This window comes from Pseudomonas sp. MF5691, assembly GCF_016405645.1.
In the GTDB taxonomy this organism is placed as follows: Bacteria; Pseudomonadota; Gammaproteobacteria; order Pseudomonadales; family Pseudomonadaceae; genus Aquipseudomonas; species Aquipseudomonas shahriarae.
In genome coordinates, this window is the sequence record NZ_JAEKDC010000002.1 from 37,243 (window position 1) to 59,276 (window position 22,034).

A 22,034-nucleotide genomic window follows, 5' to 3' on the forward strand; every position below is an offset into this window, starting at 1 on the left:
TAGCGAATTCAGCAGGGGCCTGCGCGCAGCGCGAAAGGCTGCGGCCACTGGGAAATATCGTCGGCCATCAGCGACGGGGCCACCAGCGGGCCCTGGATGAATTGGCAGCCATTGGCCTGCAGCCAGTGGCATTGCTCAAGGGTTTCCACGCCCTCGGCAATCACCAGCAAGCCGAAGTGCCCACACAGCTCGATAATACTGCGAGCCAGCGCGGCCTCCCGTGGCGAGTTGAGTACGCGGGCAACCAGGCCGGGGTCGAGCTTGAGCGTGTCGAACTCCAGGTCACGCAGATGCGCCAGGGAGCAGTTGCCCGAGCCAAAGTCATCGAGGGCTATTCGCACCCCCAGGCGCCGGAGTTGCTTGAGCTGCTTGGTGGACTCTTCGATATTGTGCATCAGGCTTTCTTCAGCTATTTCCACTTCCAGTTGCCGCCCCTGCAACCCATGTCGCTCCAGTGCCTGCTGCAGCTGGGTCGCCAGGTTGGGCATATTGAACTGGCTGCTACTCAGGCTCACGCTCAGCACCCAGTCGTCACTCATGACCGGGGCCCAGGCGTGTCGCGCCAGCGCCACCTGGTGGAAGATCCAACTGCTGAGCTGACTGATCAGGCGCGCCTCCTCCAGCAAGGGCAGGAACAACCCGGGCGGCACATCGCCGACACTCGGGTGCTGCCAGCGCAACAAGGCTTCGACCCCGCGCAAGTGCCCGTCCACCAGGGACACCTGGGGTTGGTACACCAAGGTCACCTGCTTATGGTCGATGGCCTCGCGCACACTGCTTTCAAGCATCAGGCGCGAGCGGGCCCGGCCGTTCATTTCCTGATCGTAATAGCGATATTGCTGACGCCCGGCGCGCTTGGCTTCGTACATGGCGATATCGGCAGCGCGCAGCAGGCCGCTCAGGTCGCGGCCGCAATCGGGGAAGATGGCAATGCCGATACTGACCCCCAGCATCACCTCCAGGCCGTCCACTTGCTGGCAGATCGACACCCGCTCGATCAACTGTTCGGCAAGCTTGGCAGCCTGCTCCGGGTATTCCAGTTCCAGCAACGCGACGAACTCATCCCCACCAAGGCGGCCAAGAATGTCGCAACTGCGCAGGCACAGCGCCAATTGCTCCGAGACCCAGCGCAGTACCCGGTCGCCGGCATCGTGCCCTACGGAATCATTGACCCGCTTGAAGCCATCCAGGTCCATATACAGCAGCACCGTGGCATGCTCGCTGCGCTCGTTGCGCAACAGGATCGTCTCCACGGTCTGATAGAAACCACGCCGATTGAGCAAACCGGTGAGGGGGTCAGTGACGGCCTGGGACTCCAGTTGCTGATGCAGATGGCGCACTTGCGACATGTCCTGCACGGTCACCACCATGGCCTTCTGTTCGCGGGGCAAGGGCGCACAGGACATGGCCACCGGCAGTTGCTGGCCGGGCGCCGTGCGCAGGATCGCGTCATGCAGGCGCCAGGTTTCACCGCGCAGGTAGCCGGTGTACAACTCGCAGGCAAACCAGTCGGGCATATGGGGTTTTTGCAGGAAGCCCAGGAACGCCTGGCCTTGCAACTCGCCCACCGTGGCGTTGAGCAGTCGCGAAATAGCCGGGTTGGCGTAGCTGATCACCCCGTCTTCGCCCACCACCAGGATGCCCTCGGCGGCGTTGTCGAGCACCGAGGCATTGAAGGCCCGGGCCAGCTCCAGGTCATGACTCAAGCGCTGCAAGGCCCGCCGGTTGCGCTGATGCTCCAGCAAGGCCTGGACCTTGGGCTTGAGGATCAGCGGGTCGAAGGGCTTGAACAGGTAGTCGATAGCGCCGCTGGCATAGCCCTCCAGCACTGCGGCGGGCGATTGCTCAGTGGCACTCAGGAAGATGATCGGGGTCATGCGGGTGCGCTGGCTGCCGCGCATCAAGCGCGCCACTTCGAAGCCGTCCATACCCGGCATCCGCACATCCAGCAGCACCAGGTCCACGTCAGTTTCGAGCAAAAGCCCCAGGGCCTCCTCGCCGGAGGCTGCCGTCACCACCTGCCAGTCGTCGCGCTGTAGGAGCGCGCGCATGCTGATCAGGTTTTCCGGGTAGTCATCGACCACCAGGAGCACTGAGCAGCCTTCGGCCGGGGTTGGAGCGCATTCCATGCTGCATCTCTTCCTTGAGGGTTCATTCCGGTCATTTTTGCGACAAAACCGGACATTCAATGTGGAGTCACTCTAGCCTTGGATCCCATAAAGCAGAAGGTGCGCCGATGCCATCATTGCGCCAAAGGCCACACAACCGACTAACGGTCAGCGCCTACAGCCCACGGATTACGGGAAGGATGGCTTTTTGACAGACCACTGGCGCCAATAAACCGCCATAAAATCATTAACAAACCGTTACCAGCCGCTTATAAAGAACGCGCCAGCCCTTGGGCCAAAGCCTTTTGACCCTTCTTTCGTACAGCAAAGGCGCACTCAATGATTGATCTGTCCACCTGGAACCTGAGCATCCCTGTTGGCACCCCGCCAGCCACCATCGACACCCCCAAACTGCTCAGTGGTTTCAATGGCAAATACTTCCAGGCCGAAGGCAGCAGCGTGCAATTCTGGTCCCCCGTCACCGGTACCCGTACCGAAAACGCCATCTACCCGCGCAGCGAACTGCGGGAAACCTATGCCGACGGCCGGCTGCGCAACTGGACCTACCCAGAGGCCGACAACTACCTGCGCGCCACCCTGGCCATCAACCAGGTGCCCTCCTCGGGCAAGATCGTGATCGGTCAGATTCATGCCTATGACAGCCAGAAACCGCTGGTCAAAGTCGAATACCAATACAAGGAAAAAACCCAGACCGGCAACATCGTCGCCAAGGTGCGCATGCGCCCCGATGACAGCAAAGGCCGGGTGATTATCGTGGCCGAGAATGTGCCCCTGCAGCGCAACTTCACCTACGTCATCCACCTGAACAAAGCCGGCCTGCTGAGCATCGAGGCCGCCAACGGCCAATGGAACGAACGCCTCGGTGCCGCCTGGGGCAAGAAGCCGTTGTACTTCAAGGCCGGCGTATATGTGCAAGACAACAGTGGCGACAGCAAGGAAGGCGGCAAGGTGACATTTGCCAAGCTGGATATTGATCACAACTGACAGTCTGATCATTCTCACGACGCTTTAGGACAGAACCGCGACCCTGGGTCTCGACTTTCTTGTAGGACAATTCGAGTATGGCGCCGCGCATGCGCAATGCTTACCTATAAGAAAGTCATGGAGACTCATCAATGCCCTTCACTCGCACCCTACTCGCCCTGTCCATGGGCATGGTTCTGCTGCAAAACCCGGCCTTCGCTGCCCCGCCCTTGTCGATGACCGACGGGGTGGCCCAGGTCAGTATCCAGGACAGCAACGCCTGGGTTGAGATCAGCAAAGCCGCGTTTGAACACAACATCCGTACCCTGCAAACCAGCCTCGCCGACAAGTCGAAAATCTGCGCCGTGCTCAAGGCCGACGCCTACGGTCACGGCATTGGCCTGCTGATGCCATCGGTGATCAAGCTCGGCGTGCCTTGCGTGGGCGTGGCCAGCAATGAAGAAGCCCGCGTCGTGCGCGAAAGCGGCTTCAAGGGTCAACTGATCCGCGTGCGTACTGCCGCCCTGAGCGAACTGGAAGCGGCGCTGCCGTACAACGTCGAAGAACTGGTGGGCAACCTCGACTTCGCCGTGCGCGCCAGCCTGATCGCCGAACATCATGGCCGCCCGCTGGTAGTACACCTGGGCCTGAACTCCAGTGGCATGAGCCGCAATGGCGTAGAAATGACCACAGCCCAGGGCCGCCGCGACGCCGTAGCCATCACCAAGGTGCCGAACCTGGAAGTGAAGGCGATCATGACCCACTTCGCCGTCGAAGACGCCGCCGACGTACGCACCGGTCTCAAGGCCTTCAACGAGCAGGCCAATTGGCTGATCGACGTCGCCCAACTGGACCGCAGTAAAATCACCCTGCACGCGGCCAACTCCTTCGCCACCCTGGAAGTGCCCGAGTCCCGCCTGGACATGGTGCGCCCCGGCGGCCTGCTGTTTGGCGACACCGTGCCGTCGTTTACCGAATACAAGCGGGTGATGCAGTTCAAATCCCACGTGGCCTCGGTCAACAGCTACCCGAAAGGCAACACCGTCGGCTACGACCGCACCTACACCCTGAAGCGCGATTCAAAACTGGCCAACATCACCGTGGGCTATTCCGACGGCTATCGCCGGGCGTTCACCAATAAAGGCATCGTGCTGATCAACGGGCATCGGGTGCCGGTGGTGGGCAAGGTGTCGATGAACACGCTGATGGTGGATGTGACGGATTTGCCAACCGTGAAGAGCGGGGATGAGGTGGTGCTGTTTGGCAAGCAGGGGAATGTCCAGACCACCCAGGCGGAGGTAGAGGATATCAATGGGGCGTTGTTGGCTGACCTTTATACGGTGTGGGGGAATTCAAACCCCAAAATACTGGTCGATAAATAAGCCGAACACCATCCAAATGTGGGAGCGGGCTTGCCCGCGATGAGGGCGTATCAGTCATCCATTTATCGACTGATACACCGCTATCGCGGGCAAGCTAGCTCCCACATTGGTTTGTGAGTGCCTGCAAATTCCGAGTACAAAAACCCGAACCTCAAGAGATAAAGAGGCCAGATCTATTTAAAAGTAAAATCGTTCCTCCCCCTTTACAGTCCAACTTTTTATAAGAGCGCGAAGCTCCCATCACCACTAGGCGATGCCGCTGCGAAAAATCAATTTTTTCGCAGCCAACCAAATTTCAACTCTTTTTCATAGGCCTTCCTCACATTATTCTCAAATTCAGCCAAGGAATAAGCAGCACCACTTCCCCGCTTATAAGTACCGGCTCTTAATTGCGACAAGACCCCAGATGCTAACTCTTCATAGCTAACCGAGCCTTTAAAACCTGGGAACTCGTCTCCACCGCGATGCCCGATTATATAGGTGATTCTTTGATCGTCTGTGGGGGACTCTTCGAAGTAGTAGTGACGACTATCAAATTCAGCCTGCTCCTCGTCATACTGCTGAAGCAGCTTTGTTTCCTCAGGGGTTAAAGGTTTATTCGACATACCACCTTCAAACGGCGGATATTTTTCCCACACCGTGCCTTTAATCGATTCCAGATGCTTCCGGCGTTCCAAAGCATTTTTAGTTTCAGCACTTACAACGGGTGGATTTACAAAATCATACTCCATGACTTAAAACCTCGCCAAACAAGTTAATAAAATAAATACATTCTATGGCTCGCCCTAAATCGCTAAAAACCACACAATAAAAAATAAACCAACAACCATTAAATTCAACCTGTCAAATCCTGCAAAACCTAGAACTTTCCGTCATTAAACACACAAAGGATATTTCATCCAAATCTTAAAACAGTCTATTTGCACACACCTAACTCAACGCACAAACTTTCAAATGAAAAGTCTTCACCCATAAAAAACCTTATCGCTGCAGGTTTCCCTAAGCGCTCGGAGGGTGGAGAGGGAGAGATATTAGCAACAAATTTATTTTGCAGTTAAATAGCCCCCCTTTTACAGTCAGCCTTCGTTAAGTACATTAAAAATTTCACTTATAACACCTATCGCAAAACTTCATTAAACACTGTCATTTCTGACAGCAACTCCAAAAAAATACATATTTAAAATTGGTCATACCCTAGGCCTAAGCAAGGCCATCCATCTATATAGGTTGAGGTACATCATGAACAAGGAAGGCTCTCTCACTGCTCGTATGTACACTTCCGGATACCCCCTCACTTGTAGGCTGGGTTTCCAAAAAATTGAAAACGGCACATATGAAAGCGGTGATCACGCCAAATACGCCGACGGAATACCATTCCCAGTGCTTAACTATGTAAAAACAAACCACCTGTGTGCGAGCACAGGCGAACATAGCATCGCAGTAGTATTTAACTTTGAACATGTGGGCAATGGGGAGTACATAACCACCAGCGCAGACGGTAATTTTTTCCCTGGCCACTATTTGGGAATCACCAGCCACGGACACGTAAACGCTTATAAATCAAGAGAAAAAAAGAACAATTTTCTTTTAAGAAAAACGGAAAGTACCTAACACTTAGCGACATTACAGGTAATGTAGTTTCTGACTTGGAAATGATCTGCAAAGATGGCGAGATAGAACTGTACAATAAAATCGTACTCGAACCAAGCGCAGGCAGACAATGGTCCGCTTTTGTTCGAACAGTGAGCGGTAGCGTCGGGCTTGTGGGAAAAAATATTACATTACGAATCGAAGAGCGCAACGTCTAATAGTTAAAGAAAAGATAGAAAAACCCGCCTCTTGGCGGGTTTCTCATCAACGCGACTAAACGCTAAGGCTTAGTTGACCTTAGCGTTCAACTCACCTTTCAAATACCGCTGATACATCGCTTCCAACGACACAGGCTTGATCTTCGAAGCATTACCGGCCGTGCCGAACGCTTCGTAACGCGCAATACATACATCACGCATCGCAGTCACAGTGGCGCCGAAGAACTTACGCGGGTCAAACTCGCTCGGGTTGGTGGCCATCAGGCGACGCATCGCACCGGTGGAAGCCAGGCGCAGGTCGGTGTCGATGTTGACCTTGCGCACGCCGTGCTTAATGCCTTCGACGATTTCTTCAACCGGTACGCCGTAGGTTTCTTTGATGTCGCCGCCGTACTGGTTGATGATCGCCAGCCATTCTTGCGGTACCGAGGAAGAACCGTGCATCACCAGGTGGGTGTTGGGGATGCGCTTGTGGATTTCCTTGATGCGGTCGATGGCCAGCACGTCGCCGGTAGGCGGCTTAGTGAACTTGTACGCGCCGTGGCTGGTGCCGATGGCGATGGCCAGGGCGTCGACCTGGGTGCGCTTGACGAAGTCAGCGGCCTCTTCCGGGTCGGTCAGCATCTGGCTGTGATCCAGCACGCCTTCGGCGCCGATCCCGTCTTCTTCGCCGGCCATGCCGGTTTCCAGGGAGCCCAGGCAGCCCAGCTCGCCCTCTACCGAAACGCCGCAGGCATGAGCCAGGGCCACGGTTTGTTGGGTGACGCGCACGTTGTAGTCGTAGTCGGTCGGGGTCTTGCCGTCTTCGCCGAGGGAGCCGTCCATCATCACCGAGCTGAAGCCCAGTTGGATGGAGCGCTGGCATACGTCAGGGCTGGTGCCGTGGTCCTGGTGCATGCACACCGGGATGTGTGGGAATTCTTCGATTGCCGCGAGGATCAGGTGACGCAGGAACGGTGCGCCGGCGTATTTGCGGGCACCGGCCGAAGCCTGGACGATCACTGGGGAGTCGGTCTTGTCAGCGGCTTCCATGATGGCGCGCATCTGCTCAAGGTTGTTGACGTTAAAGGCTGGGACGCCGTAGCCGAACTCGGCTGCGTGATCCAGCATTTGACGCATGCTGATAAGTGCCATTGTGTCTCTCTCCCGGTCGAGGGTCGTTAATCGTGCAAGCCTGCCGTAGCGGCGGCTGCTATTCAAGTTATTGCAGATCAAGGGGTTGAGCCTTGGCCTGCTGAATCGTTATTGCAGGGTGCGGTTCGCAATCTTTGTCGAATTGGAACCGGATCCCATGTGCTCTGTATTACTGGGCCTTGCAGCCCCGGCCGATCAAATCATCGGTGGCAACCCAATAAACCAGGCCTTCCTCACCTTTTGTGTGAAACGCCAGTTGCTCATTGCTGTACAGCGCGCCGGAAGCGGCCACATCTTCCTTGAGGCGATACACCAGGTCGGAGCCGCCGAGGCGCACATCCACCTGCTTGTGGTCGGTATCGACAAACCGCCAGTTCACCTGGGCCTGGCTGTCGCATACCCAGGTGGTCCATGGTTCTTGCTGCGCTGGTGCCTTGTTGAACATGTTCAGGTTGGCACAACCGGCCAATAGAGCCAGTGCTGCCAGGGCGATAACGCCTTTCATTGCCAATCCTCGAACGGCGGCCCGAGGCCGCCACTGCTGTCGGTTAGTGAATCAGACCCATCAAGGGCAACCCTGTTCCTTACCTTTGGGCGGGGAATCGTATTTCTCCAGACCGTCGGGCCCTATGCGCTTGCTGATCACCGGCATGGTTTCAGCCTGCCAGTCGGCCTGGTAGCAGCCCTTGTGCGGTGCAGCCCCTGGGGCGTCGTCTGCCGGCGCCTTGGGCGCGCTGCCGCAGCCAGCCAACAGGCCTGCTGCAATCACCAGCGCGAATGGCTTGATCATGGGAATGCTCCTTTTCCAGGCTGCGGGACTCAGCCCTTGGCTCGACTTTCCAGCACTTCAACGGCTGGCAGGACCTTGCCTTCGACAAACTCAAGGAACGCGCCACCACCGGTAGAAATGTAGGAGATCTGCTCAGCAACGCCATACTTGTCGATGGCCGCCAGGGTGTCGCCACCGCCGGCAATGGAGAATGCCGAGCTTTCAGCAATCGCCTTGGCCAGCACTTTGGTGCCGTTGCCGAACTGGTCGAACTCGAACACACCGACCGGGCCGTTCCACAGGATAGTCCGGGAGGCTTTCAGCAGCTCGGCGAAGTTGGCCGCCGTTTGCGGGCCGATATCCAGGATCATGTCGTCAGCCGCCACATCTGCGATCAGCTTGACGGTCGCTTCGGCGCTTTCGGCAAATTCCTTGGCAACCACCACGTCCACCGGCAGCGGCACGCTGACCTTGGCCGCGATGGCACGGGCGGTGTCCAACAGGTCCGGCTCGTACAGCGACTTGCCTACCGGATGGCCAGCAGCGGCCAGGAAGGTATTGGCAATGCCGCCGCCCACGATCAGTTGGTTGCAGATCTGGCTCAGGCTGTTGAGCACGTCCAGCTTGGTCGACACCTTGGAACCGGCCACGATGGCAGCCATTGGCTGGGCTGGTGCGCCCAGGGCCTTGCCCAGTGCATCCAGCTCGGCAGCCAGCAACGGGCCAGCAGCGGCCACCTTGGCGAACTTGGCCACGCCATGGGTCGAACCCTCGGCGCGGTGCGCGGTGCCGAAGGCGTCCATCACAAACACGTCGCACAGCGCAGCATATTGCTGGGCCAGTTCGTCGCTGTTCTTCTTCTCGCCTTTGTTGAAGCGCACGTTTTCGAACAGCACGATGTCGCCGGCCTTGACGTCAACACCGCCCAGGTAGTCAGCCACCAGCGGCACTTCGCGGCCCAGGGCCTTGCTCAGGTAATCGGCTACAGGCTTGAGGCTGTTTTCGGCGGAGAACTCACCTTCGGTCGGACGACCCAGGTGGGAGCAGACCATCACGGCCGCGCCTTTTTCCAGGGCCAGCTTGATGGTCGGCAGCGAAGCCAGGATTCGCGCATCGCTGGTGACTACACCGTCCTTGACTGGGACGTTGAGGTCTTCGCGAATCAGTACGCGCTTACCTTGCAGATCGAGGTCGGTCATCTTCAACACGGTCATGGTCGCAGTTCCTGAATTACTTGATTTTGAAGGGCTAATTTTGAAGAAGCGATGTGCAGATAATGTTCCGCAACATCCAGCATGCGGTTGGCAAAGCCCCATTCGTTATCGAACCAGGCCAGGATATTCACCAGCCTGGGGCCGGAAACGCGGGTCTGGCTGGCATCGACGATGGCCGAATGCGGGTCGTGGTTGAAATCACAACTGGCGTGCGGCAACTCGGTGTACGCCAGCAGGCCTTTGAGCGGGCCGCTGGTGGCAGCCTCGCGCAGGATCCGGTTGACCTCGCTGGCGTCGGTGTCGCTGACAGTCTGCATGGTGATATCCAGGCACGACACGTTCACCGTCGGCACGCGCACTGCTTTGGCCTGGATTCGCCCGGCAAGTTCCGGCAGCAGGCGTTCAATACCACGAGCCAGGCCGGTGGACACCGGAATCACCGACTGGAACGCCGAACGGGTACGGCGCAGGTCTTCATGGTGATAGGCGTCAATCACCGGCTGGTCGTTCATCGCCGAGTGAATAGTGGTAATCGACACATACTCCAGGCCAATCGCCTGGTCCAGCAGGCGCAACAACGGCACACCGCAGTTGGTGGTGCAGGAGGCGTTGGACACCAGCAACTCGTCACCGGTCAGGCAGTCCTGGTTGACCCCATAGACGATGGTGGCGTCGACATCCGCCTCGCTGGCCATCGGCTGGGAAAACAACACGCGCGGCGCGCCGGCGTCGAGGAACCGCTGGCCATCGGCCCGGGTGTGGTAGGCCCCGGAGCATTCCAGCACCAGGTCGACGCCCAGCGCCGCCCAGTCGATGCCCTCGGGCGTGGCACTGCGCAAAACCTTCACGCAGTTGCCATTGATATGCAGACAATCGCCGTCGATCCGCACTTCGCCGGGGAACCGGCCGTGGGTGGAGTCGAAGCGCGTCAGGTATTCGATGCTGGCCATGTCGGCCAGATCGTTGATGGCGACAATTTCAAACCCGGCCGCCGCCCCTCGCTCGAACAGCGCACGCAAGACGCAACGACCAATCCGGCCGTAGCCGTTGAGTGCAACTTTGTAGGGACGGGGTTGAGGCATGGGGTTCTCGATCAATGTTCGTTCAGTGTTGAATGTTCCATCGCTATCGCGGGCAAGCCCGCTCCCACATTAGACCGAGATCCAAATGTGGGAGCGGGCTTGCCCGCGATGGCGCCAGTACAGACAACGCAGACTGACTTAGTCTTCCAGCAGCTCTTCAGCCTGACCCAGGATGTTTTCCAGGGTGAAACCGAACTCTTCGAACAACGCTGGCGCCGGCGCCGACTCACCGTAGGTGGTCATGCCGATCACGCGGCCTTCCAGGCCCACGTACTTGTACCAGTAGTCGGCGTGCGCCGCTTCGATGGCAATACGCGCGCTGACCTGCAACGGCAGGACCGATTGCTTGTAGTCGGCGTCCTGGGCTTCGAACACGCTGGTGCACGGCATGGACACAACGCGCACGTTGCGGCCTTGGGCGGTCAGCTTGTCGTAGGCCTGAACGGTCAGGCCCACTTCGGAACCGGTGGAGATCAGGATCAGCTCCGGCTCGCCAATGCAGTCCTTGAGCACGTAGCCACCACGGCTGATGTCGGCGATCTGCGCGTCAGTACGCACCTGGTGTTGCAGGTTCTGACGGGAGAAGATCAGCGCCGAAGGGCCATCCTTGCGCTCGATCGCGTGCTTCCAGGCCACCGCGGATTCCACCGCGTCGGCTGGGCGCCAGCAATCCAGGTTCGGCGTGGTGCGCAGGCTGGTCAGTTGCTCGACCGGCTGGTGCGTCGGGCCGTCTTCGCCGAGACCGATGGAGTCGTGGGTGTACACATGGATCACACGCTTCTTCATCAGCGCGGCCATGCGTACGGCATTGCGCGCGTATTCCATGAACATCAGGAAGGTCGCGCCGTAAGGCACCAGGCCGCCGTGCAGGGCAACGCCGTTCATGATGGCGCTCATGCCGAACTCGCGCACGCCGTAGTACATGTAGTTGCCGCTGGCGTCTTCAGCCGAGACACCTTTGCAGCCTTTCCACAGGGTCAGGTTGGAACCGGCCAGGTCAGCCGAACCGCCGAGGAACTCAGGCAGCAACGGGCCAAAGGCGTTCAGGGTGTTCTGGCTGGCTTTACGGCTGGCGATAGTCTCGCCCTTGGCCGCGACTTCGGCGATGTAGGCCGAGGCTTTTTCCGAGAAATCAGCAGGCAGGTCACCGGCCAGGCGGCGTACCAGTTCGTTGGCCAGCTCCGGGAACTCTGCGGAGTAGGCCGCAAAACGCTGGTCCCACTCGGCTTCTGCGGCGCGACCGGCTTCCTTGGCGTCCCACTCGGCGTAGATATCAGCCGGGATTTCGAACGGGCCATGGTTCCACTTCAGCGCTTCACGGGTCAGGGCGATTTCCGCGTCACCCAATGGGGCGCCGTGGCAGTCTTCCTTGCCTTGCTTGTTCGGCGAACCGAAGCCAATGGTGGTCTTGCAGCAGATCAGGGTCGGCTGTTCGCTTTTGCGCGCGGTTTCGATGGCGGTCTTGATCTCTTCCGGATCATGGCCGTCAACATTGCGGATCACCTGCCAGTTGTAGGCTTCGAAACGCTTTGGCGTGTCGTCGGTGAACCAGCCTTCGACTTCGCCGTCGATGGAGATGCCGTTGTCATCGTAGAAAGCAATCAGCTTGCCCAGGCCCAGGGTGCCGGCCAGGGAGCTGACTTCATGGGAAATGCCTTCCATCATGCAGCCATCACCCAGGAACACATAGGTGTGGTGGTCGACAACATTGTGGCCTGGACGGTTGAACTGCGCCGCCAGGACTTTTTCTGCCAGGGCGAAGCCCACGGCGTTGGCCAGGCCTTGGCCCAGGGGACCGGTGGTGGTCTCGACGCCTGGGGTGTAGCCGAATTCCGGGTGGCCCGGGGTGCGGCTGTGCAGTTGGCGGAACTGCTTGAGGTCGTCGATGGACAGGTCATAGCCGGTCAGGTGCAGCAACGAATAGATCAACATCGAGCCATGGCCGTTGGACAGCACGAAGCGGTCGCGATCGGCGAACGACGGGTTGCTCGGGTTGTGTTTCAGGTAGTCACGCCAAAGTACCTCGGCGATATCCGCCATGCCCATTGGGGCACCGGGATGGCCGCTGTTGGCTTTTTGCACGGCATCCATGCTGAGGGCACGAATGGCGTTGGCACGCTCACGACGGCTGGGCATCGCTGATCTCCTGGAGGTTGAATAAAAGAAACGGAAAAAAGGACCGGCATTTTCCCTCAGCCAAGGCCTCAGGGGCAATGACAGATACCGACTTATGTAGGTTTTTCCTGTGGTTTGGACTGCATTGGCGGCAAGAACACTTCCCGCCGTTCGTCTAAAGGTTATAGCGCCTGCTTATAACCACCGATTATCGACCAATATCAAAACTTTTTGATATTGGCCTTGCGGGGATTTGACCTCATCACTAGACTGCTGGCCTTATGAACTTACCTGCGCCTTCCATTCGCCCCGACGATTGCGATGAGCTGGCGGCCCTGTGCAAGGCCGGCGGTGATCCGCTGCGCTTGAATGTACTGCGCGCCCTGGCCAACGACTCGTTTGGTGTGCTGGAACTGGCGCGGATCTTTGCCATTGGCCAGTCCGGCATGAGCCACCACTTGAAAGTGCTGGCCCAGGCCGACCTGGTGGCCACCCGCCGTGAAGGCAATGCGATTTTTTACCGTCGCGCCCTGCCCCACACCGATTTGCTGGGTGGCAAGCTGCACGCTGCATTGCTCGAAGAAGTGGACAACCTGGCCCTGCCGGCTGACGTGCAGTCGCGGATCGCCCAGGTCCACGGGCAACGCGCTGCGGCCAGCCAGGACTTTTTCTCCCGGGTGGCAGACAAGTTCCGCGCCCAGCAGGACCTGATTGCCGGGCTGCCTCAATACCGCGAAAGCGTATTGGCGCTGCTCGACAAGCTGGGCTTCAACCCAGGTGCCACGGCGCTGGAAGTCGGCCCGGGCGACGGCGGGTTCCTGCCGGACCTGGCACGACGCTTCCACCAGGTGACGGCGCTGGACAACAGCCCGGCCATGCTGGAACTGGCGCGCCAGCTGTGCGAGCGCGAGCAATTGGGCAACGTCCGCCTGCAACTGGCCGATGCCTTGAATGAGGTCGGGCTGCAAGCCGATTGCGTGGTGTTGAACATGGTTCTTCACCATTTTGCCGCGCCGGCCGATGCTCTCAGGCAGATGGCCGGTTTGCTGCAACCGGGTGGCAGCCTGCTAGTAACTGATTTATGCAGCCACAACCAGAGTTGGGCCAGGGAGGCCTGCGGTGATCTATGGTTGGGGTTTGAACAGGACGATCTGGCCCGTTGGGCCACCGCTGCGGGACTCGTTCCCGGGGAAAGCCTGTATGTAGGCTTACGTAATGGTTTCCAGATTCAGGTCCGCCACTTTCAGCGGCCAACTGGCGACACTCACCATCGGTAAATATCAGGAAAACATCGAGATGAGCGAATATTCCCTTTTCACCTCCGAGTCCGTGTCTGAAGGGCATCCGGACAAAATCGCCGACCAGATTTCTGATGCGGTGCTGGACGCCATCATTGCTGAAGACAAGTTCGCCCGCGTGGCGTGCGAGACGCTGGTGAAAACGGGCGTGGCGATCATCGCCGGTGAAGTCACCACGTCGGCCTGGGTCGACCTGGAGCAGATCGTCCGTGACGTGATCACCGACATCGGCTACACCAGCTCTGACGTCGGCTTCGACGGCGCGACCTGCGGCGTGATGAACATCATCGGCAAGCAGTCGCCCGACATCAACCAGGGTGTCGACCGCGCCAAGCCAGAAGACCAGGGCGCCGGCGACCAGGGCCTGATGTTCGGCTACGCCAGCAACGAAACCGACGTGCTGATGCCTGCACCGATCACCTTCTCGCACCAGTTGGTCAAGCGCCAGGCCGAGGCCCGTAAATCCGGGCTGCTGCCTTGGTTGCGCCCGGACGCCAAGTCCCAGGTGACCTGCCGTTACGAAGGCGGCAAAGTGGTGGGCATCGACGCGGTGGTGTTGTCGACCCAGCACAATCCGGAAGTCTCCTACAAAGACCTGCGCGAAGGTGTGATGGAGCTGATCGTCAAGCACGTGCTGCCTGCCGAACTGCTGAGCAAGGACACCCAGTTCCACATCAACCCGACCGGCCAGTTCATCATCGGCGGCCCGGTGGGCGACTGCGGCCTGACCGGGCGCAAGATCATCGTCGACAGCTACGGCGGCATGGCCCGTCACGGCGGTGGCGCGTTCTCCGGCAAGGATCCCTCCAAGGTTGACCGCTCGGCAGCCTATGCCGGTCGTTACGTGGCCAAGAACATCGTCGCCGCTGGCCTGGCCGAGCGTTGCGAGATTCAGGTGTCCTACGCCATTGGTGTGGCCCAGCCTACGTCGATCTCGCTGAACACCTTCGGCACCGGCAAGATCAGCGATGACAAGATCGTCAAGCTGGTGCGTGAGATCTTCGACCTGCGTCCGTACGCAATCACCACCATGCTCGACCTGCTGCACCCGATGTATCAGGAAACCGCGGCCTACGGCCACTTCGGTCGTACCCCTGAACAGAAGACCGTCGGCGACGACACCTTCACCACGTTCACCTGGGAAAAAACCGACCGCGCCGACGACCTGCGCACCGCTGCCGGTCTGTAATCGCAGCACGTAGCACCCAAAGCCCCACCGGGTTTTCCCGGTGGGGCTTTTTGTTGCGCTTTTTTGCGGGCGGGGGTTAGCGCGACGGCGAACCTGGCAAATAGTTCACATTTATTGGATCCAAACCTTGCAGGCTAAATGATGGCCCACTAGAATTCGCGCCCTCCCGAGCCCTTAACCACATTGGATACTGCACTGCGCCTGCTCGGGACAGCCAAGTGCGCAGGCAATCGAACATTGAGGTTTTTCATGCGTATTTCCACCTTCGCTCCTGCCGCCGTACTGCTCAGCCTGTTCGCCCTGCCAGTGCAAGCCGCTGACCTGAGCGGCCTGACTGGCGCCCTGACTTCCCAACTGGGCGGCGCTACCGGCAACTGCGAAAAACAGAGCCAGGAGCTGCAAGCCAAAGTCGACGCCGCCAAAGCCAATGGCGAGGACCTGAAAGTGAAGGCCATGCAGGCAGCACTGGACCAGGTAAACAAAGGTTGCAAAAAAGTCGGCGAGTCCCAAGGCAAGCTCGACGAAACCGCGCAAAAGCAGCAGGCCAAGGCTGACAGCAACGACACCGTGAAAGCCCTGGGCGGTCTGTTCAAGTAAGCAGAAACACCCGGTAAAAAGCCTCGCGCCTGCGGGGCTTTTTTATGGGCGTTTGCTTGCTTTAGGCTGGGCGCCCCTTCAGAGCAAGGATGCTCATGATGACACCACGCCTGCTGACCTACCTGCTGTTGATGCTCTTCCCTATCGTCGCTTGGGCGCAGGGCTGCCCGGACTGGCAAGCCGACAAGGCCCGGGACGAAATCACCGCCCTGCAACGACAAATCGACCTCTGGGACGACAGCTACCACCGACTCGGCCAATCCCTGGTCAGCGACGAGCTCTATGACCAGGCCCGCATGCGCCTGGAGCAATGGCGGACTTGCTTTGCACAGGCGCCGTCACCTGCGCAAAATCCCCTGGCCAGCTCGCGGGGCACTGTCGCCCATCCCGTCCCGCACACGGGCCTTGAAAAGTTGGTCAACGACCGCGCCGTGGCAGACTGGATCGGCACACGCAGCGACCTGTGGATACAACCCAAGGTCGATGGGGTGGCCGTGAGCCTGGTCTATCGTGGGGGTCGCCTGGCCCAGGTGATCAGCCGCGGCGACGGCCTGTCCGGCCATGACTGGACGGACTCGGCCCGCAAGATCCCCGGCCTTGTGCAACAACTGCCCGAGGCCATCGACCTGCTCTTGCAGGGTGAGCTGTACTGGCGCCTGGACGCCCATATACAAGGGGAGACGGGCGGCATGAATGCCCGCAGCAAAATCTCCGGGCTGATGAACCGCCAACACCTCAATGACGCCGACGCCGCCGGCATCGGCCTGTTTGTCTGGGCCTGGCCGCAAGGGCCGGCGGACCTCAAGCAGCAGTTGGACACCCTTGCACACTGGGGTTTTACCGACAGCCGTCGCTACAGCCAGCCCATCGACACCTTCGAGCAGGCCCGTCACTGGCGAGCGTTCTGGCATGGGCACCCTTTGCCCTTCGCCACTGATGGCGTGGTGCTGCATCAAAGCCAGCGCGCCCCGGCCGAACGCTGGCAGGCCAGTACGCCTTACTGGGCTGTTGCCTGGAAATACCCGGTCATCACAGCCCTGGCCCATGTGCGCCAGGTGCAGTTCAAGATCGGCCGCACCGGCCGTATCACCCCGGTCCTGGAACTGCACCCGGTAATGCTCGACGATCGCCAGATCAAGCGCGTCAGCATCGGCTCGTTGAAACGCTGGCAACAGCTCGATATCCGGCCCGGCGACCAAGTGTCCATCAGCCTTGCCGGCCAAGTGATTCCCAGGCTCGACCAGGTCATCCTGCGCAGCTATCCACGGGTCGATGTCGCGGCCCCGGTGGCGGGCGACTTCCATCACCTGAGCTGCTTGCGTCTGGCCCCGGCCTGCGAGGAGCAACTGCTGGCCCGACTGACCTGGCTCAGTGGCAAGCAGGGGCTGGATCTGCCACACATTGGCCGCGAGACCTGGAACTCCTTGATCCAGGCCGGTCAAATCAGCGGTTTGGTGGATTGGTTGAACCTTGATGAGACAGAGCTTGCTACCATTGACGGATTCGGCGACCGCAGCACGACGCGCCTGCTTGCGAGCCTGCAGACCGCACGTCAGCGACCGTTCGCTCAATGGCTGATGGCGCTGGGGGTTCCACCGACCGCCCGCAATAACCTGGTGGGTGGCTGGCATGCCCTGGCCGCCCGCGACACGCAAGCCTGGCAGGCCGAGGCAGGAATCGGCCCGGGACGCGCGGCGCAGTTGAGCGCCTTTTTTCGCGACCCTCAGGTGGTGGCCATGAGCGAAACACTACGGGCTGCCGGGATCGACGGCTTTTAGGCCCGGCCCGCTACATTCATCGGTACCGGCAGAAATCATCCTGCCCACCTGACAACGATCTTGTTTATTTTGGAGTTCTTATGAAGTTTCTTGCACCGCTTGCCCTGTTGACCGTCACCAGTTTTCTGACCACTCCCTTGCTGGCTGCCGAGACAGCCCCGCAACTGACCGGTTGCGCTGCCAAGCGCCAGGCCATCAGCCTGCAGATCGAACAAGCCAAGGCCCATGGCAACAGTGAGCAACAAGCCGGTCTGGAAAAAGCCTTGAGCGAAGTCACCGCCCACTGCACCGACGCCTCCCTGAAAAAGGAACGCGAGAACAAGGTGCTGGATGCCAAGCACGAAGTCAGCCGTCGTCAGGCTGACCTCGACAAGGCCATGAAAAAAGGCGACTCCGAGAAGATCAACAAGCGTAAGGACAAGCTCGCCGAGTCGCGCAAAGAGCTACAGCAAGCCCTCGACGACCTGGACAAGTAAGACGCATCCGACCGATGCCTCAATGGTCGCGAAACTGCTTATGACAGGCGCTGCACGCATCTTCGACTTTCTGCACGGCCGGCTTCAGGTCACTGGCTTTGTACGGCTGCACCTGGCTGGCGATCACCAACTCACCGGTGGCCGCCTCAAGGTTGCGCGCCAGTTCCTGGAACTGGGCCTGTTTCTGCCATACATCGTCCTTGGCACTGGTGTGATCTTCTTCGCGCACCGTTGGAAAGTGCTTCCACGGCTCATGGGACAGGGTGTCGAGCTTGACCGCACCCTCGGCAAATTTCGCCCCGTCGAACGGAATACGGCCGCGCAGCATCCCGCCCAGGTCTTCGCCGGTCTTGAGCATCTGCTTGAAGATGGCCTTGCGCTGGCCCAATGGCGAGTTCGGATCCACGCCGCCGCAGGCGGTCAGCGTCAAAGCGGCCAGCAATACAACAGTCAGTTTTTTAAAAGTCATGGTGGCTCAGGGTCACGGGAAACGGCGGCCAGTATCCCCGCCCCGCCCGGAAAGACCAATAGCCCTATTAATAATATGGACGCTTGTGCCGTAATCGGTACCGGCTACCGCCTTGGGAATTACTTGCATGAATAACCTGTTGAACCCCTGGAGCCGCCGACTGGCATGGGCTCTGCCGATGATCGCGCTGCTCGCCGGATGCGACGGCGGCAACGCCCCGACCCCCAAGCCCGAGCCGGAAAAACCCCACGCCGTGGCGACCTATGTCAGCGCCACCTGGGAAGCCCTGCCGGAAGTTTCGGACACTGACCTGCAAGCCGGCTTCGAATCCTGGCGCAGTGCCTGCCAACGCCTGAAGAACGATCCGGTGTGGGGCACCACCTGCGCTGCCGCGGCCAATGTGCCGGGCAATGCCGGTGATATCCGGGGTTTCCTCAAGCAACAGCTGGAGGTGTATGGCTTGCGCTCGGCAGACAACACGCCCAATGGCCTGATCACCGGCTACTACGAACCGGTCTACCCCGGCAGCCTTACCGAAACCAAGACCGCCCATGTTCCTGTGTACGGGGTGCCAGACGACCTGATCATCGTCAACCTGGAAAGCATCTACCCGGAGCTCAAGGGCAAACGCCTGCGTGGGCGCCTGGAAGGGCGGGTACTCAAGCCCTATGACGATGCCGGCACCCTCAACCAGCAAGGCTCCAGCGCCAAGCCCATCGCCTGGCTGACCCACCCGATGGACCTGCAATTCCTGCAAATCCAGGGTTCGGGCCGCATCCAGTTGGCGAACGGTCGTCAACTGCGCGTGGGCTATGCCGACCAGAACGGTTTCCCCTACCGCCCTATCGGCCGCTGGCTGGTGGAGCAAGGCGAGTTGAAGAAAGAAGAAGTGAGCATGGGCGCCATCAGTGCCTGGGCCAAGGCCCATCCCGAGCGGATCCCGGAGTTACTGGCGAGCAACCCCAGCTACGTGTTCTTCAGCACCCGGCCCGACAGCAATGAAGGCCCGCGCGGCTCGCTGAACGTACCACTGACCGCAGGCTACAGCGTGGCCGTGGACCGCAAGGTGATCCCACTGGGCAGCCTGCTGTGGTTGTCCACCACCCGCCCCGATGGCGCACCGATCGTACGGCCGGTAGCGGCCCAGGATACGGGGGGCGCGATTGTCGGTGAGGTGCGTGCAGACCTGTTCTGGGGCACGGGTGATGCAGCGGGCGAGCTGGCCGGGAACATGAAGCAGCAAGGCCAGATCTGGATGCTGTGGCCCAAGGGTGCGGCGCTGCCTCAAGTGCCGGACGCGCCTTTGTAGGAGCCGGTTTACCGGCGATGGCGGTTTCAAATCCGCCATCGCTGGCATGCCAGCTCCCACAAGGGTTGGCTGCGTGCCTTAGATCGAAGCGAAGAAGAAGCTCGCAATCAACGCCATGCCCACAAACCACACCAGCGAACGCAAGATCGCCCAGTCCGCCAGGTAGCAGATGATGTACAGCAGGCGGCTGGTGATAAACAGCACCGCCAGTACGTTGATGGTCACCAGTTCCGCGTTGCCCGCAAGGTGGGCAATGATCACCGCTGCGGCAAACGCCGGGGTCACTTCAAAGCTGTTGAGCTGTGCGCTATGGGCGCGTTTGGCAAAGCCTTCGAGGGTTTCCAGGAAGGCCCGGGGGTCGTGGTTCTGCCGGGGCCCGAATTTGCCACCACTGAACTTGGCCACGCCAGTACACAGGTAAGGCAGAAAAATTGCGATCAACACACACCAGAAAGCAACAGTCATCACTCATTCCTTTTTTAGTTTTATCCGCTGGTTAGAGTTTCATCACGAGCATGCCGATCAGTACCAACCCACAGGCTAAGAGCCGGGAGCGGCCGAAAGGTTCTTTCAGGTAACGCATACCGAACAACACCACCAGGATCACGCTGACTTCTCGCAGCGCGGCGGCCTCGGCAATTGAGCCCAACTGCATGGCCCAAAGCACCAGAGCGTAGCTCAACAACACGCACAACCCCACGCTCAGCCCCAACCGCCATTGCGTGCGCCAAAACAGGCTGAACGCCGCGCGCTTGCGCACCATGGCCAGCAGGGGAAAGGGCCAGGCACTGAGCAGGGTCAGCCATACCAGATAGTCCAACGGGTGCGACCAGCGCCGCAGCGCCTGGCCATCAAGGAAGGTGTAGCAGCCGATGCACAGGCCGATCAGCGCCACCACCGGCAACATCGACCAGGGCAGCCGCTCCCCGCCACCGCCCTGCCAAAGCAGGCACAGCATGCCGAACGGGATCAGCAGGATGCCGACAATCTGCTGGGTACTGAGCACTTCCCCGGCAAACACCAGGGTCAACGCCAGCACCACCAGCGGTGATAAGCCGCGCATCAGCGGATACACCAGCCCCAGGTCGCCAACGCGGTAGGCCTGGATCAGCAGGTAGCGATAGAGCAACTCGAACAAGGCCGATGCGATGATCCACGGCCAGATTTCCAGGGGCGGCAACGACACAAATCCCACTGCCAGCAGAACAAACAACAGGGCCACGCTGTCCATGCAGGCGATCACCAACAGGCGCTCGCCGCTGAACTTGATCAAGGTGTTCCACGTCGCATGCAACAGCGCCGCTACCAGCACCAAGGCTGTCGCAACCACAGGGAGCCCCTTGTCAGAATGGCCAGATTTGATTCGTCATGTGTCAGCACCCTGCACGCTTATGTGGGTTTCCGCTTTATCGGCCTGCCACCCACCATCGGTGGATAAGGTTTAGTCTCACTGGCGTCGACTTTTTCAGGTCTGGATACAGGCTACACCCGTCTAGACACCACAGCCTTAGCTGCTCACTATGTAAATATATATATTATATAAACACTAAATGAGTCAGCAGTCATGCCACCTCTTGAACATGAACTTGATATCCAGCAACTGCGAGCTAGTGCTGAAGCCGCTGGCCAGCTACTGAAAGCGCTGGCAAACCCTGAACGATTGCTCCTCCTCTGCCAGTTGTCGCAGGGCGAGCTAAATGTTACCGATTTAGAGGCCTTGTCAGGCATTCAGCAACCTACGTTGTCTCAGCAACTCGCGGTGCTACGTCGCAAGGAGATGGTGGAAACGCGACGGGCAGGAAAGCAAGTCTATTACCGAATCAGCAGCTCTGTAGCGCTCGCGGTGATCCATGTCCTTTATCAGCACTTCTGTGCAGGAGATGCAAAATGAGCATTGATTGGATCAACTTTACGCCTTGGACTTCCGTAGGCGGAGGGGCCTTGATAGGGCTGGCGGTTAGCTTGTTTGTTCTCGCAAATGGCCGTATCGCAGGAATCAGTGGCTTGATTGGAAGCGTGATGCATTTTGGCAGTGAAGGCTGGAGCGAAAAGGCGCTATTTCTTCTTGGCCTGGTGATGGCGCCATTGTTGTGGGGGGCGTTTACCGTATTGCCGGAAATCGAGATCAAGGCAGAGTGGCCGGCCCTGATTATCGCAGGCCTGCTCGTCGGTTTGGGAACTCGCTACGGCTCCGGTTGTACAAGCGGTCATGGTGTTTGTGGGATCTCTCGATTGTCTCCCCGCTCCATTGCAGCAACGATCTGCTTTATGTTCGCAGGCATTGCAACGGTGTACATCATTCGTCATGTGGTGGGAGCATGA

22 protein-coding genes are annotated in these 22,034 nt (G+C 59.3%); 11 read left to right on the top strand and 11 right to left on the bottom strand.

The genetic code is table 11. From position 1 onward, the window contains the following. Positions 1–8: 8 nt before the first annotated feature. Positions 9–2,129, bottom strand: a complete 2,121-nt coding sequence (locus tag JFT44_RS02825; RefSeq protein WP_186624956.1) for a bifunctional diguanylate cyclase/phosphodiesterase — start codon at positions 2,127–2,129, stop codon at positions 9–11. A gap of 318 nt (positions 2,130–2,447) precedes the next feature. Between JFT44_RS02825 and JFT44_RS02830 the strand changes: the two genes are divergently transcribed. Beyond that, on the top strand, positions 2,448–3,113 hold the full coding sequence (locus tag JFT44_RS02830) for a polysaccharide lyase family 7 protein (protein ID WP_057440238.1): 666 nt from the start codon (positions 2,448–2,450) through the stop codon (positions 3,111–3,113). Positions 3,114–3,244: 131 nt separating this feature from the next. Continuing rightward, the gene (gene alr / locus JFT44_RS02835; RefSeq protein ID WP_198830337.1) at positions 3,245–4,474 is read left to right on the top strand and encodes an alanine racemase; all 1,230 of its coding nucleotides are present in this window, start codon (positions 3,245–3,247) and stop codon (positions 4,472–4,474) included. A gap of 269 nt (positions 4,475–4,743) precedes the next feature. On the opposite strand, the gene JFT44_RS02840 is transcribed toward alr, so the two are convergent. Then, entirely contained in the window at positions 4,744–5,205 is a 462-nt protein-coding gene (locus JFT44_RS02840) for a hypothetical protein (protein WP_169990365.1), read from the bottom strand. 508 nt (positions 5,206–5,713) lie between these two features. Between JFT44_RS02840 and JFT44_RS02845 the strand changes: the two genes are divergently transcribed. Further along, complete coding sequence (locus tag JFT44_RS02845; protein ID WP_198830338.1) at positions 5,714–6,085, top strand: hypothetical protein; 372 nt, start codon at positions 5,714–5,716, stop codon at positions 6,083–6,085. Positions 6,086–6,351: 266 nt separating this feature from the next. On the opposite strand, the gene fba is transcribed toward JFT44_RS02845, so the two are convergent. The 6 genes from fba to tkt form a co-directional block, all read right to left on the bottom strand. Further along, a complete protein-coding gene (fba, locus tag JFT44_RS02850) occupies positions 6,352–7,416 on the bottom strand; it encodes a class II fructose-bisphosphate aldolase (protein WP_029297347.1) in 1,065 nt (354 codons plus the stop codon). Positions 7,417–7,585: 169 nt separating this feature from the next. After that, positions 7,586–7,921, bottom strand: a complete 336-nt coding sequence (locus tag JFT44_RS02855; RefSeq protein WP_057960853.1) for an MliC family protein — start codon at positions 7,919–7,921, stop codon at positions 7,586–7,588. A gap of 60 nt (positions 7,922–7,981) precedes the next feature. Further along, positions 7,982–8,206 (bottom strand): hypothetical protein, encoded by a 225-nt coding sequence (locus JFT44_RS02860; protein ID WP_057440235.1) that lies wholly within the window; start codon positions 8,204–8,206, stop codon positions 7,982–7,984. A 29-nt stretch (positions 8,207–8,235) separates the two neighbouring features. Then, positions 8,236–9,399 (bottom strand): phosphoglycerate kinase, encoded by a 1,164-nt coding sequence (locus tag JFT44_RS02865; protein ID WP_057440234.1) that lies wholly within the window; start codon positions 9,397–9,399, stop codon positions 8,236–8,238. Next, positions 9,396–10,481: an erythrose-4-phosphate dehydrogenase gene (epd, locus tag JFT44_RS02870; RefSeq protein ID WP_057960854.1), complete on the bottom strand. Its 1,086-nt coding sequence runs from the start codon at positions 10,479–10,481 to the stop codon at positions 9,396–9,398. The genes JFT44_RS02865 and epd overlap by 4 nt, the downstream gene beginning before the upstream one ends. A 138-nt stretch (positions 10,482–10,619) precedes the next feature. Next, positions 10,620–12,617 (bottom strand): transketolase, encoded by a 1,998-nt coding sequence (gene tkt, locus JFT44_RS02875; RefSeq protein ID WP_057440233.1) that lies wholly within the window; start codon positions 12,615–12,617, stop codon positions 10,620–10,622. 260 nt (positions 12,618–12,877) lie between these two features. On the opposite strand from tkt, the gene JFT44_RS02880 reads away from it, so the two are divergent. The 5 genes from JFT44_RS02880 (at position 12,878) to JFT44_RS02900 (ending at position 17,934) form a co-directional block, all read left to right on the top strand. Continuing rightward, positions 12,878–13,873, top strand: coding sequence for a metalloregulator ArsR/SmtB family transcription factor (locus tag JFT44_RS02880; RefSeq protein ID WP_057960855.1), 996 nt, complete (start codon positions 12,878–12,880; stop codon positions 13,871–13,873). 19 nt (positions 13,874–13,892) lie between these two features. Continuing rightward, a complete protein-coding gene (gene metK / locus JFT44_RS02885; protein WP_057960856.1) occupies positions 13,893–15,083 on the top strand; it encodes a methionine adenosyltransferase in 1,191 nt (396 codons plus the stop codon). Between the two features lie 249 nt (positions 15,084–15,332). Continuing rightward, a complete protein-coding gene (locus JFT44_RS02890; protein ID WP_057440231.1) occupies positions 15,333–15,680 on the top strand; it encodes a DUF1090 family protein in 348 nt (115 codons plus the stop codon). A gap of 98 nt (positions 15,681–15,778) precedes the next feature. After that, positions 15,779–17,458, top strand: coding sequence for an NAD-dependent DNA ligase LigB (gene ligB, locus JFT44_RS02895; RefSeq protein ID WP_370694593.1), 1,680 nt, complete (start codon positions 15,779–15,781; stop codon positions 17,456–17,458). 80 nt (positions 17,459–17,538) lie between these two features. Next, positions 17,539–17,934, top strand: a complete 396-nt coding sequence (locus tag JFT44_RS02900; protein WP_057440229.1) for a DUF1090 domain-containing protein — start codon at positions 17,539–17,541, stop codon at positions 17,932–17,934. A 19-nt stretch (positions 17,935–17,953) separates the two neighbouring features. On the opposite strand, the gene JFT44_RS02905 is transcribed toward JFT44_RS02900, so the two are convergent. Further along, the gene (locus JFT44_RS02905) at positions 17,954–18,403 is read right to left on the bottom strand and encodes a cytochrome c (RefSeq protein ID WP_057440228.1); all 450 of its coding nucleotides are present in this window, start codon (positions 18,401–18,403) and stop codon (positions 17,954–17,956) included. A 127-nt stretch (positions 18,404–18,530) separates the two neighbouring features. Here JFT44_RS02905 and JFT44_RS02910 point away from each other — a divergent pair, with 127 nt between their 5' ends. Then, positions 18,531–19,712, top strand: a complete 1,182-nt coding sequence (locus JFT44_RS02910; RefSeq protein ID WP_120734273.1) for a murein transglycosylase A — start codon at positions 18,531–18,533, stop codon at positions 19,710–19,712. Positions 19,713–19,790: 78 nt separating this feature from the next. Here JFT44_RS02910 and JFT44_RS02915 read toward each other — a convergent pair whose 3' ends face one another. After that, the gene (locus tag JFT44_RS02915) at positions 19,791–20,177 is read right to left on the bottom strand and encodes an MAPEG family protein (protein WP_169960122.1); all 387 of its coding nucleotides are present in this window, start codon (positions 20,175–20,177) and stop codon (positions 19,791–19,793) included. A gap of 31 nt (positions 20,178–20,208) precedes the next feature. Next, positions 20,209–21,042 (bottom strand): EamA family transporter, encoded by an 834-nt coding sequence (locus JFT44_RS02920; RefSeq protein ID WP_057440225.1) that lies wholly within the window; start codon positions 21,040–21,042, stop codon positions 20,209–20,211. Between the two features lie 234 nt (positions 21,043–21,276). Here JFT44_RS02920 and JFT44_RS02925 point away from each other — a divergent pair, with 234 nt between their 5' ends. Together JFT44_RS02925 and JFT44_RS02930 are read left to right on the top strand one after the other, a co-directional pair. Beyond that, entirely contained in the window at positions 21,277–21,603 is a 327-nt protein-coding gene (locus tag JFT44_RS02925; RefSeq protein WP_057440224.1) for a helix-turn-helix transcriptional regulator, read from the top strand. Further along, positions 21,600–22,034: a YeeE/YedE family protein gene (locus JFT44_RS02930; protein WP_198830339.1), complete on the top strand. Its 435-nt coding sequence runs from the start codon at positions 21,600–21,602 to the stop codon at positions 22,032–22,034. The genes JFT44_RS02925 and JFT44_RS02930 overlap by 4 nt, the downstream gene beginning before the upstream one ends.